Genomic DNA, 11,939 nt, shown 5'->3' with positions numbered 1-11,939 from the left:
GCGCAGACTCGTAAGAGATGCTCACATCTCGGTCCGCGAGCCGCAGCACAGGAGCACTCCTCGATCCGCCAGCCGGGGGCGCAGGAGCACTCTCGGTCCGCGAGCCGCGGGTGCAGAGCGCCCTTCAGCCGCCCAGCCGCCGCCGCAGGAACAGCGCCGCGCCCAGCGCCGCTCCGCCGACCACGCCGGCGATCGTGCGGCGCTGGCGGCGGCGCTCGTCGCTGCGGATCGCCTCGCGCATCGCTTCCAGCTGGCGGCGCGTGTCCGCGTGCGCGGCTGTCTCTTCGGACAGGGCCCGCTTCGCCGCCGCCGCGCGCTCGCCGAGCAGCGCCAGCTCCTTCGCCTGCGACTCGCAGCGCGACTGCGCCTCGAGCAGCACCGTCTGGTCGGCCGTCAGCTTCAGCCGCAGCTCGTTCGCCTCGGCCACCGCGCGCTCGACCTGCGCCTGCAGGGCCGCCAGTTCTTGCCCGGCCTTCGCGCGTCCGCTCTCGAGCGCCTCCGTCCGCTCGCGGGTCGCCCGGTGATTGGTGCGTTCGGCCTCGAGCTGGCGGCGGGTGTCTTCCAGCTCGCGCTGCGCCTTGTCACCGCGCTCGCGCTGGCGGTTCGTCTCCCGGCGCGCTTCGGCCAGCTCCGCCTCCAGCGTCGCCACCCGGCTCTCGATCAGGTCGTGAGCCCCGCGGGTCTGCGCGTGCGCCTGCGACTCGGCGTCGAGTCGTCGGCGCGCCTCCGCCAGATCGCCGCGCAGTGAGCCGCGCTCGAGCTCCCACGCCCGCTGCTCCGAGCGCTCGCGCTCGAGCGTCTCGCGCGTCGCTTGCAGTTCGGCGCTCAGCTCCGCCAGCCGTCGCTCGGCGTCGGCGAGGGCTGCGTCGGCGTGGACCTGGGCGTCGCTCGGGTCGGACTCGGGCTTCGGCATGGCCTCCGCATTATGCACCGTTCGGCGCCGCGGCTCCGCATGCCTCCCGCCTCGGCCGCCGCGCGCCGACGCGCCCCCCTGCGAACGCGGCGCTTCGCGCCTCGCAGCCCGCGCCTGCGGTCGCTCGCCCGCTCATCGCAGCGGCCTCGACCTTGGCGAAGTCACGATGGCTGCCGATCTCTTACGATGGGCCCATGCGCATCCTCTACGCTTCGCTCCTCCTCGGCCTCGCGGCCTGCCAGATCATCGGGGACCCCAAGGACCCGGGCAACGACAGCGCCAGCGACTCCACGACCGTCGAGCCCGACACGACCTCGACCACCGCGGTCACCGGCACCACGAGCGAGGGCCCCGACACCGGCACGAGCGAAGGCACCACCACCGAGGCGCTCCCGACCACCGACGCCACCACCACCGGCGGCCCCGGCTGCGACGGCCTCGACGAGCTCACCTGCGGCTCCACGGCCGGCTGTCGCCCCGTCTTCGGCGCCCCGTTCGAGTTCCCCGGCTGCACCCCGCTGCCCGCCTACCTCGGGTGCATCGTCCAGACCGACTGCGGCGCGGTGCCCACCACCGCCTGCCGCCCCGACAGCCTCGAGGTCTACCTCCTCGACGACACCTGCGTCCCGCCCGACCTCGAGCCCTGCACCACCATGCTCACCCAGTGCGGCGAGGCCTGCCTCGGCTTCGACGAGGCCACCTGCGCCACGGACCCCAACTGCACCGCCCACTTCGGCGCCCCGCACGTCGAAGAGAACATGACGGTCTGCGCCGACTTCGACGCCCAGCAGTTCCTCGCCTGCGACAAGCTGCAGCCGCCCTGCCCGCCCGCCGTCGTCACCGTCTGTCCGATCGGCCAGCCCGACGTCGCCTTCGACGTGGCCTCCGGCTGCCTGCCCCCCGGCTTCGAGCCCTGCATGGACGGCCCGCTGCCCGAGTGTCCGTAGCCCGCCGTCCGCGCTACAGTCGCGCTCGTGGCCCCACGCTATCGCCTGTTCGCCCTGCTCGCCGAGACCCAGCCCGACGGCGCCGCGCTCGCGCGACGCTTGACCGACCTCGACGCCGAGGCGTTGCTCGAGCTCGCGGCCGACGTCGTCGACGCCAGCGCCGACGTTCGCTCGAGCTGGGAAGGCCCGCTCGACGCGAGCGGCAAGTATTACTGGTCGGAGGATTCCACCGAAGACCTCACCGGCTGGATCGTCGCCCAGGGCGAGGCCTTCTGGCGCGCGGCCGTCGGCGCCAGCGACGAGCAGCTGATGGCCCTCGCGCCCGAGTACCACCGCGAACGCGCCGACGGCCGCAGCGCCCGCTGGAACGGCCGCACGCCGCACCTGGGCGGCCTCGTTCACGCCGCCTACACCGCCCGCTTCGCCGACGTCGAGGACTACTTCGACGGCCTCGCCCGCGTGCTCGACGCGCGCGCCGGCGACCACGCCTGAGCCTTCACCAGCGTCTTGCCGGCTCGATGACGCGGCGAGCTCGCGGCCGCACGAACCGACCGCCATCCTCTCTTCATGTTCTCGAGGACATGTCCATATAGACATCTATAAGACTCGCCGCCACCTCGACTCGGCCCACCGTCGGCCGGAGGCACCTCACCGCGCGAGTCCGCCCTGCTTGCAGCCCGTGCCACGCGCGGACCGCTCGAGCGCCGAGCGTACTCAGCCGCTGCCGACGCGCCCACGCGATCGACCTCGCCGCCGTCGCCTGCATCGTGAAGCCGGCCTGTCGCGCACGCACGCACGGGATCTCGCCGGCGCTCGGCAGATCGCTCCACACCCGCCCCAGCGTCAACGCCGCGACCCGCTCGCGCCCCGCCGAGGGCTACTCGCCCGCCGCGAACTCGCCTATGCTGCCGCTGTGCAGCTCTGTCCCGCGTGTTCCCGTCACATCCTGGGCGAAGTCGCCACCTGCTGCTTCTGCGGTGCTGCGCTGCGTTCGGCCCCCGTGTTCCCCGCCCTGGTGCTGGGCGCGATGCTCGGCGTCGGCCTTACCGGCTGCTCCGAGCGGCCCGTCGACGAGACCGCCGGCAGCATCAGCGACAGCGACAGCGGCACCACCACGGGCACCAGCACCGGCGCCTCGGAGACGACGCAGACCACGCAGGAGCCCCTCACGAGCACCGGCACCGTCAGCGACACCGCCGGCACCTCGACCTCGACCAGCACCTCGACCTCGACCAGCACGGGCGACCCGTCCGCCAGCGACACCGCGACCGAAGGGCCCGCGACCACCACCGAGGGCACCACCACCGAGGACACGTCGACCACCACCCTCGACACCGAGGGCACCACCACCCTCGACACCGAGGGCACCACCACCCTCGACACCGAGGGCACCACCACCACGAGCACCGGCACCGACACCGACTCGACCACCAACGACACCTTCGACACCCTGCCGCTGCCCTACGGCGCGCCGCCGGCCCAGAACGACGACCTCAACTAGCGCCAGGGGACATGTTCCTCTGGACATGTCCCGAGAGCCCTCCGAGAAGCCGCTCACGCGAGCGGCGAACCCGGCCCGCGCGGCTCGTCGACGCGGGAGCGTCGCGGCTCTTCGATCGTCAGCGGCCCGTGGAGCGCGCGCAGCTCCGGGTCCTTGTGCTCGAGGATCAGCCTGAACAGCCCGTGATCGAACGGCTGCCCCGGCGCCGGGCGAACCGGTTCGATGCGCTCGCGCAGCCCCTGGCGGTCGAGCTCGAGCGCCCGGTGATGGCACATCGGGTTGTTGCCCGGGCGGCCGAGCAGCGGCTCGCTCATCGACGTGCAGCCGCCCATGCACACCGCCGCGTAGTAGCAGCTCGCGCACAGGCCCCACAGCTCCGCGCGGGTCCGCTGGCGCATGTACACGATCTCCGGCGCCCGCTCCCACAGCGCCGCGAACCCGTGCTCTCGCCACGAGCCGCCCACGCCCTCCTCGCCGAGGCTCGGGCAGCTCTTGACCTCCCCGTGGCTCGACACCGCGGCGCCGGAGATCCCCGCCTGGCAGCCGAAGTAGTGCCCGCGCTGCGTCGAGTTGCGGCGCAGGCGGTGCTCGAGCGGGCCGAAGTAGCCGAGGCTGTTGCCCGGGTAGAGCCGGATCCCCAGCGCCTCGCAGCGGGCGAGCAAGCGCTCTACCACCTCGTACGCCGCGATCATCTGGTACGGCTGCAGCAAGATCTCCGGGTGGTCCGCCGCCGCCCCGTGGGCCATCGTCACCTGCACCTGCCAGCTGTGGATCCCCTCCGCCGCCAGCAGCTCGAGCAGCCCCTCGAGGTCCGGCAGCGTCTTCGCGTTGAGCTGCGTGTTCGCCGAGATCTGCGAGCCCGCCGCCTTCAGGTGGCGCAGCGCCGCGAACGCCCGGGCGAAGCTGTTCGGCCGCCCGCGCAGCGCGTCGTGACAGGCCGCCAGCCCGTCGATCGACACCGACACGCTCTGCACCCCGGCCTCGACCAGCGCCTCGGCGATCTCGCGGGTCAGGCTGTAGCCGCCGGTGGTCATCGTGCAGCTCATCCCGCGCTCGCGGATCGCGCGCACGATCCGCAGCACGTCGGGGCGCAGGTACGCCTCGCCGCCGATCAGCGTCACCTCCCCGACGCCGGCCGCCGCCAGCTCGTCGACCAGGCGCAGCGCCTCCTCGGTCGTCAGCTCGTCGGGGCGGCGCTTGCCCGAGCGTGGCCCGCAGTGGGCGCAGTGTTGGTCGCACGCGCTGGTGAACTCCCACACCACGATCCGCGGCACCGGGGCCTGTCCCGCCGCGATCGGCAGCGCCCTGCGCGAGCGCGTCGGCGGGGCCAACGCCACGATCGGCAGGCGGCGACGCTCTTCGCGGATCCCCACCGCCGCAGGCTACCACGAACCTCAGACCAGCCGCTCGACGTGGGCCGCGTACGCCAGCTCGAACCCGGCCGCGCGCTCGAGCGCGTGGACCGCCTCCGTCATCATCGCCTCCGGCAGCGGCGTTCGCGTGCAGCGGTACGTGCTCGCCGGCAGCATCGACTCGACGAACGGCAGCCCCGGCACGTAGACCAGGCGCCCGCCCGGCTTCAGCGAGCGCAGCATCGCCATGTACACCCGCGCGTACGCGTAGGCCTCGGGGCCCTGGGCCAGGTGTTGGTGGATGAAGTGGAGCGAGAACGCCTGGTGCGAGACGATCGTGCCCCAGCGATCCTGTCCGAAGGGGAAGGTCAGCCAGTCGCCGACTAGCGCCACGTCCTCCGGCGCCTCGCGGTCGAGCCCGGTCGCCGCCACCCCCTCGGCCCGCAGCGCGCGCACGAACCCGGCCGAGCGCCCGCAGCCGACGTCGAGCACCGGCGGCGTCAGCGGCGCGTCGCCGAGGCCGAGCGCGTCGCGCTGCAGCGTCACCGCGTACTCGCTGCAGACCACGTCCGTCTTGCCGCCGCCGGCGCGGACCAGCGCCGCCACCCGGGCCTGCAGCTCCTGTCCCGCGCGTACTAGCCGTTCGGACATGTCCTTCGCGTCAGCTCCGCTCAGAAGCCCGTCCGCCAGCTCGCTCGCCGCCCGGGCGCACGCCGCCGTCAACGCCGCGCGGTCGAGCCGCACGTACTGATTTCTGCTCCACAGCCACCGGGCCAGCCGCACGCACAGCGCCTCGGCGCAGGCCGGCGTGCGCAGCCAGGCCGCCAGCGTCGCGCGGTGCCCCCGCAGGTGATCGACGAGCGCCGCGCTCGGCTCCGGCAGCGCGCGCCCTGCCACCAGCTCCGCCAGCGGCACCTCGGCCAGCGCCTGGAGCTCCTCCTCGAACAGCGCGGCCAGCCGCTGGACCTCGGGCGACACGCGCGCGAGCATAGCACCGAGCCTCGCGCCCCGCGAACGCCGCCGCGGCTCGGCGACCTCCGCCGCGGCTCGCAGATCGCGGCGCACCGGCTGCCCGCCCTGTCAGCCGGCGCCGCCGGCGGACCGCCCGAAGGACATGTTCCATAAAACATATCCTCCGAGACACAATCTCACAGGTCGACGACGATCGTCGCCTTCACGCTCGTCTCGCCGCTCGGCGCCACCGTCACCGCCTGGTTCGGCGCCGACACCCCGTCGCCCGCGTCGGGGAACAGCGTCTCGGCCATGTTGCCGTTGCGGTCGAGCACCACGGTCAGCTTGTAGTCGCCCGCGTGGATCTGGTCGAGCAGCAGCGACGCCGACGTCGACCCCGCCGCGGCCGGTCCCAGCAGCGAGCGGCTGTGCTTACAAGTGAACTGCAGGTCGCACGGCTCGGTCGTCACGATCGCCCACACCCCGCCTTCCTCTTCCAGCGGCGCGGCCCAGCCGACGTCGATCTTCAGACTCGGCATCGGCGGGAACGGAGCGTCCGGGGCGAGCGGCGTGGTATCGGCCGGGAACGGCTCCGGCAGCGCGCGCGTCTCCTCGCGCAGCGCGTCCCAGTACACGTGCTGCACGCCCTTCACCTTGACGTCGAGGATCAGGTGGTCGTCGCCGTCGAACGAGAACGCGGCGTCGATGTACTCGCAGCCCTTCGTCGCCGAGCAGAACCGCCAGCTCGAAGCGGTATGCTCGGTCAGCACCGCCCGCGAGTCGCGGAGCAGGCCGAGGAAGTAGCCGCCGTTGCGGTACACCAGCACCGGCCCCGACCCGTGGTCCTCGACCTCGAAGGCGAACCGCAGGTTGTTGTTCGCGTCGAGGTCCGCCCGGCTGAACAGCACCTGGCTTGAGGCCGCGCGCACGTCCATGTTCATCCGCGGAAAGGTCCCCAGCGGCGTCATCGAGGCCGGCCCGCTCCACAGCCCCGCCAGCCGCGGCATCAGCTCGAGCCCCGCCACGCCCTCCTCGCCGGTCGTGCTCGTCGGTCCCGTCGTGGTCGTCGGCTCCGCGGGATCCGTCGTGCTCGGCGTCGGCGCCGGGCCGGTCGTCGTGCCGGTGCTCGGCGGCTCTGCCGTCGAGCCGGCCGAAGAGACAGTCATCGCCTCGTCAGCCGGGCAGGCGACGAGCAGGAGCGAGCATGAAGCCAGGAGATTGCGCATGAGCCACCCTCCTATCACCCGGCGGGCCAGCCGGAACACCGCGGAATCGTTCGCACGGATGTCCCATAGGACATGTCCTTGAAAACATCCGCGGCAAATCACCGCAAGCGAGCTGTTGCAGACCGCCGCGGGCGAGCGAGCGCACACGTTTGCGCCCGCGGGGCCCGCCGCGCCGACCCGCGCAAAACCCGCGGGCGTGCATGCGGGCCTCGGGGGCGGCCGGCGCTTGGCGCCCCGAGCGCCCGGGGCGAACCCGCGCAACTGCGATCAGACTCGCCGCATGCCGACCCGCCGCACGAAGACGTTCACCGAGGCCGAGGCGCGCCAGGTCGCCGAGGAGTCTCGCGAGACCGAGTGGAGCGCCCCCTCCTTTTTGCGGGAGCTGTTCCTCGGCAACTTCCGCCTCGACCTCGTCCACCCGTTCCCGGACGCCCCGCCGGAGCGGCCGACTTTCCGCGCCTTCTACGAGCGGATGCGGCGCTTCCTCGCCGAGGAGGTCGACTCGGACGCCATCGATCGCGACGGCCAGATCCCCAAGCACATCGTCGATCAGCTCGCTGCCATGGGCGCCTTCGGCATGAAGATCCCCGTCGAGTACGGCGGCCTCGGCTTCACCCAGCGCGAGTACTGCGAGGTCATCAAGCTCGTCACCAGCCAGGACGGCAACCTCGTCGCCCTGCTGTCCGCGCATCAATCGATCGGCGTGCCGCAGCCGGTCAAGCTGTTCGGCACCGACGCCCAGAAGGCCAAGTACCTGCCCCGCTGCGCCCGCGGGGCCGTGTCCGCCTTCGCCCTCACCGAGCGCGACGTCGGCTCCGACCCCGGCAACCTCAGCACCACCGCCGAGCGCACCGAAAACGGCGACTACATCCTCAACGGCGAGAAGCTCTGGTGTACCAACGGCACCATCGCCGAGCTCTACGTCGTCATGGCCCGGCACCCCGACACCGGCAAGATCTCCGCCTTCATCGTCGAGCGCGACTGGCCCGGCGTCGAGGTCGCCCACCGCTGCCGCTTCATGGGCCTGCGCGCGATCGAGAACGGCGTCATCCGCTTCAACGGCGTCCACGTCCCCAAGGAGAACCTGCTGTGGGAGGAGGGTCGCGGCCTCAAGCTCGCGCTCGTCACCCTCAACACCGGCCGCCTGACCCTGCCCGCCTCGTGCGCGGCCGCCAGCAAGCGGGCGCTCGAGATCTGCCGCCAGTGGGCCAATCACCGCGTGCAGTGGGGCCAGGAGATCGGCAAGCACGACGCGATCGCCCAGCTCCTCACCGACATGGCCGCGACCACCTTCGCCATGGAGGCGCTGTCCGACCTCGCCTCGTCGATGGCCGACCTCGGTGACCGCGACATCCGCCTCGAGGCCGCCGTCGCCAAGATGTGGAACAGCGAGGAGGGCTGGAAGATCGTCGACCGGACCCTGCAGATCCGCGGCGGTCGCGGCTACGAGACCGCCGAGTCGCTCGAGGCCCGCGGCGAGCCGCCGATCCCGGTCGAACGCATGCTGCGCGACTTCCGGATCAACCTGATCTTCGAGGGCTCTTCGGAGATCTTGCGCCTCTTCATCGCCCGCGAGGCGCTCGACCGCCACCTCGCGGTGGCCGGCGACCTGGTCGACCCGAAGGTTCCGCTGAAGCGGAAGCTGGCCCAGCTGCCGCGGATCGGGGCGTTCTACGCCGCGTGGTACCCGTCGCGCTGGCTCGGCTGGGGCCGCTGGCCGCGTTACGCCCAGTTCGGCTCGCTCGCGCGGCACGTCCGCTGGCTCGAGCGGACCACCCGTCGCCTGTCGCGGGCGATCTTCCACCTCATGGTCGGCAAGGGCGCGAGGCTCGAGAAGCGCCAGGCCCTGCTGTTCCGCTGCGTCGACATCGGCGCCGACCTGTTCGCCGTCACCGCCGCCGTCACCCGGGCCGCCACCCTTCAGCGCACCGGCCTGCCCGAAGGGACAGCCGCGGTCGAGCTCGCCGACATCTTCGCCCGCCAGACCCGCCGCCGCGTCGAGGACCGCTTCCGGGCGATCCGCTCCAACGACGACCGCGCCCGCTACGCCGCCGCCCGCCGCCTGCTCGACGGCGAGTTCAGCGAGCTGCTCGAGAGCGGCCTGGCCGACAGCCCGGCGATCCGCGAGCTGTCCGACGAGACCATCCGCCTCCACCGCGACGACAGCCGCATCGCCGCCGAGTGACGCGCGCGCATCGCCGACGCTCGCATGTCGCGACGCGCAGAGGTCCCGAATCCGCGCGCGCCAGCGACGTGAAGGCGCCCGCGCGTTCTCGCCCCTGGCCCGGGACCGGCGCCTCGGCGCCACTCCGGCCGTCCGGAGCACCCGCCCCGGCGGCGGCACCTGCGGCGTGAGGGACTACGGCAGCGACGGGTACGCGGCGGCCTCGACCTCGCGCTGCTCCCGCCCGAGCGACGCATCGATCTGTCTCGCAGAGCATGTCGAAGAGGACATGCTCCTCGGGACACGCACCCCTCACTCCGCCGCGTCGGCGGCCCGCGTCGCCGCGGCGGTCCGCTGCCGCACGACCGCGCGGAGGATCGCCTCCGGCGTGCAGGGGATGCCGAGCTCGACCTCCCCCGGCCCGAACGCCGCGATCGCCTGGCGCAGCGCCGAGACCACGCCGAGGCCGAGCATCAGCGGTGGTTCGCCGACGGCCTTGCTGCCGTGGATCGTGCTGTCCTGTTCGGCGCGCTCGAGCAGGGCGACGTTGAAGATCGCCGGGCAGTCGCCGATCGCCGGGATCTTGTAGGTCGACGGCCCGTGCGTCAGGAGCCGGCCCTTCGCGTCCCACACCAGCTCCTCGCCGGTGACCCAGCCGACCCCTTGAATAAAACCGCCCTCGATCTGGCCGAGGTCGATCGTCGGCAGCAGCGAGCTGCCGACGTCATGAAGGATGTCGACGCGCAAGATCCGGTGCTCGCCCGTCAGCCCGCTGACCTCGACCTCGACCGCCGCCGCGCCGTAGGCGAAGTAGTGGAACGGCTTGCCGCGCCCGGCGGAGCGGTCGTAGGCGATGTTGGGCGTGGCGTAGTAGCCGGCGGCGCTGAGGGAGATCCGCCGCATCCACGCGGTCTTGGCCAGCTCGCTCCACGGCACGCGGCGGCCATCCGGTCCCACCGCCCCGCCGCCGACGAACTGCACCGCTTCAGGCGCCGCGCCGAGCAGCTCGGCCGCCACCGGCCGCACGCGCTCGCGGATCTCCGCGCACGCCGCCTGCACCGCCATGCCGTTGAGGTCCGACCCGCTCGAGGCCGCCGTCGCCGACGTGTTGGGCACCTTGTCGGTCGCCGTCGCCATGCAGCGGATCTGCGCCGTCGTCACCCCGAGCTCGTGGGCGCACACCGCCAGCATCTTGGTGTGCAGGCCCTGGCCCATCTCGGTCCCGCCGTGGTTGAGCTGCACGCTGCCGTCGGCGTAGACCAGCACCAGCGCGCCGGCCTGGTTGAGCATCGTGTTGGTGAAGGAGATGCCGAACTTCACCGGCATGAAGCCGAGCCCGCGCTTTTGCCACGGCGAGCGCGCGTTCCAGGCCGCGATCTCGGCCCGGCGCGCGTCCCAGTCGCAGCGCGCCAGCAGCTCGGCGTGGATCCGCGGCAGCCGGCAGTGCGGCACCTCCTGGTAGTACGGCGTCAGGCAGCGCGCGCGCACCAGGCTGATCACGCTGGCGCCGGCGCTGGTCCGCTCGCCGTCCGGGACTGGCACATCGACCATGTTCTCCGGGCCATGTTCGTCGGGACAGTCGCCGTAGTAGTTGCGGCGGCGGATCTCCGCCGGGTCGAGGCCGAGCCGCTCGGCCGCGCGCGACAGCACCTCCTCGATCACCGCCATGCCCTGCGGCCCGCCGAACCCGCGGAAGGCCGTGTTCGAGGCCTTGTTGGTGCGCACGGCCTTGCCGACGAAGTGGAGGTTCGGCACGAAGTAGCCGTTGTCGAGGTGGAACATCCCGCGGTCGAGGATCGCGGGGCTGAGGTCGACGCTCCAGCCGCCGTCGGCGACGAGCTCGACCTCGAGCGCGAGCAGGCGGCCGCGGGCGTCGAGGCCGGCGCGGTAGCGCGACCAGAACGGGTGGCGCTTGCCGGTCATCGTCATGTCGAGGTCGCGGCTCAGCCACACCTTGACCGGGCGGCCGGTGTGACGGGCGCCGAGCGCCGCGAGGGCCGCGAACTGCGAGGCCTGCGACTCCTTGCCGCCGAACGCCCCGCCCATGCGCGGCACCGACACGACGATCTGGTTGCGGGCGCAGCCCAGCACCTCGGCGCAGGCGAGCTGGACCTCGGTCGGGTGCTGCGTCGAGCTCTCGAGGTGGAGCGTGTCGTTCTCGCCGGGGGTCGCCAGCGTCGCGTGGGTCTCGAGATAAAAATGATCCTGGCCGCCGGTGTGCAGCTCGCCCGCGACGATCACGGCCGCGCGGGCCATCGCCGCCGCCACGTCGCCGCGGCGCATCTCGTGCGGCGGCGCCAGCAACGACCCGGCCTGCAGCGCCTCGGCGACGGTGAGGATCGCCGGCAGCTCCTCGAACTCGAGCTCGAGCGCCCGCGCCCCCGCGCGGCAGGCCGCGACCGAGTCGCCGAGCACCAGCGCGACCACCTGCCCCTCGGCGAACACCTCGTCCTCGGCCAGCAGCGGCTCGTCGTGGACGATCGGCCCGATCCGGTTGTGGCCGGGGACGTCGGCCGCGAACAGCACCGCACGCACCCCCGGCAGCGCCAGCGCGCGCTCGGCCCGGCGCGCCACCAGCCGCCCGCGCGCCACCGGCGAGCCCACCGGCAGCCCGTGCAGCATGCCCGCCGGCTCGGGCAGGTCGTCGACGTAGCGCGCCGAACCGGTCACGTGCCCCTGCGCGCTCTCGTGCACGGCCGGCCGCCGCAGCGGCGATTGCGAGACCTCCGTCATGGCACCACCTCCCGGCGCGGCCGCGAGGCCGACGCGCTACCGAAACTTTCGCACATGTTCGAGGCGGCATGTCTCATGGGCCATGCCGTCTCCGCGCGGCCACTGGCCGCGGCTCCGGGCGCCCGCGCTCCGCCGGGCCCCGCCGCGTCGCC

9 protein-coding genes are annotated in these 11,939 nt (G+C 73.0%); 4 read left to right on the top strand and 5 right to left on the bottom strand.

Features of this window, described 5'->3' with window-relative positions:
- Positions 1–124: 124 nt before the first annotated feature.
- Entirely contained in the window at positions 125–913 is a 789-nt protein-coding gene (locus NAEX_RS20460) for a coiled-coil domain-containing protein (protein ID WP_096329163.1), read from the bottom strand.
- 194 nt (positions 914–1,107) lie between these two features.
- On the opposite strand from NAEX_RS20460, the gene NAEX_RS20455 reads away from it, so the two are divergent.
- The 3 genes from NAEX_RS20455 (at position 1,108) to NAEX_RS20440 (ending at position 3,361) form a co-directional block, all read left to right on the top strand.
- Positions 1,108–1,860 carry a hypothetical protein gene (locus NAEX_RS20455; RefSeq protein ID WP_096329162.1) on the top strand — a complete coding sequence of 251 codons (753 nt, stop codon included), beginning with the start codon at positions 1,108–1,110 and terminating at the stop codon, positions 1,858–1,860.
- A 27-nt stretch (positions 1,861–1,887) separates the two neighbouring features.
- The gene (locus NAEX_RS20450) at positions 1,888–2,352 is read left to right on the top strand and encodes a hypothetical protein (protein ID WP_096329161.1); all 465 of its coding nucleotides are present in this window, start codon (positions 1,888–1,890) and stop codon (positions 2,350–2,352) included.
- Positions 2,353–2,773: 421 nt separating this feature from the next.
- Entirely contained in the window at positions 2,774–3,361 is a 588-nt protein-coding gene (locus NAEX_RS20440; RefSeq protein WP_143140820.1) for a hypothetical protein, read from the top strand.
- 53 nt (positions 3,362–3,414) lie between these two features.
- On the opposite strand, the gene NAEX_RS20435 is transcribed toward NAEX_RS20440, so the two are convergent.
- From NAEX_RS20435 to NAEX_RS20425, 3 genes are all read right to left on the bottom strand, one after another.
- The gene (locus NAEX_RS20435) at positions 3,415–4,734 is read right to left on the bottom strand and encodes a radical SAM/SPASM domain-containing protein (protein WP_096329158.1); all 1,320 of its coding nucleotides are present in this window, start codon (positions 4,732–4,734) and stop codon (positions 3,415–3,417) included.
- Between the two features lie 21 nt (positions 4,735–4,755).
- Positions 4,756–5,691 (bottom strand): class I SAM-dependent methyltransferase, encoded by a 936-nt coding sequence (locus NAEX_RS20430; protein ID WP_143140821.1) that lies wholly within the window; start codon positions 5,689–5,691, stop codon positions 4,756–4,758.
- Positions 5,692–5,861: 170 nt separating this feature from the next.
- Positions 5,862–6,890, bottom strand: coding sequence for a hypothetical protein (locus NAEX_RS20425; RefSeq protein ID WP_096329156.1), 1,029 nt, complete (start codon positions 6,888–6,890; stop codon positions 5,862–5,864).
- Between the two features lie 280 nt (positions 6,891–7,170).
- Here NAEX_RS20425 and NAEX_RS20420 point away from each other — a divergent pair, with 280 nt between their 5' ends.
- Positions 7,171–9,075 (top strand): acyl-CoA dehydrogenase family protein, encoded by a 1,905-nt coding sequence (locus NAEX_RS20420; protein ID WP_096329155.1) that lies wholly within the window; start codon positions 7,171–7,173, stop codon positions 9,073–9,075.
- A gap of 291 nt (positions 9,076–9,366) precedes the next feature.
- Here the strand turns inward: NAEX_RS20420 and xdhB are convergent, their stop codons facing one another.
- Complete coding sequence (gene xdhB, locus NAEX_RS20415; RefSeq protein ID WP_096329154.1) at positions 9,367–11,787, bottom strand: xanthine dehydrogenase molybdopterin binding subunit; 2,421 nt, start codon at positions 11,785–11,787, stop codon at positions 9,367–9,369.
- Between the last annotated feature and the right edge of the window lie 152 nt (positions 11,788–11,939).

Source organism: Nannocystis exedens, from assembly GCF_002343915.1.
Lineage (GTDB): Bacteria > Myxococcota_A > Polyangia > Nannocystales > Nannocystaceae > Nannocystis > Nannocystis exedens.
This window is presented reverse-complemented; position numbering and strand designations above follow the sequence as displayed.

Excerpts from the sequence above, each read along its gene's own strand:
- NAEX_RS20460 (WP_096329163.1), bottom strand. The coding sequence starts at position 913 with ATGCCGAAGCCCGAGTCCGACCCGAGCGACGCCCAGGTCCACGCCGAC.
- NAEX_RS20455 (WP_096329162.1), top strand. The coding sequence starts at position 1,108 with ATGCGCATCCTCTACGCTTCGCTCCTCCTCGGCCTCGCGGCCTGCCAG.
- NAEX_RS20425 (WP_096329156.1), bottom strand. The coding sequence starts at position 6,890 with ATGCGCAATCTCCTGGCTTCATGCTCGCTCCTGCTCGTCGCCTGCCCG.
- NAEX_RS20420 (WP_096329155.1), top strand. The coding sequence starts at position 7,171 with ATGCCGACCCGCCGCACGAAGACGTTCACCGAGGCCGAGGCGCGCCAG.
- xdhB (WP_096329154.1), bottom strand. The coding sequence starts at position 11,787 with ATGACGGAGGTCTCGCAATCGCCGCTGCGGCGGCCGGCCGTGCACGAG.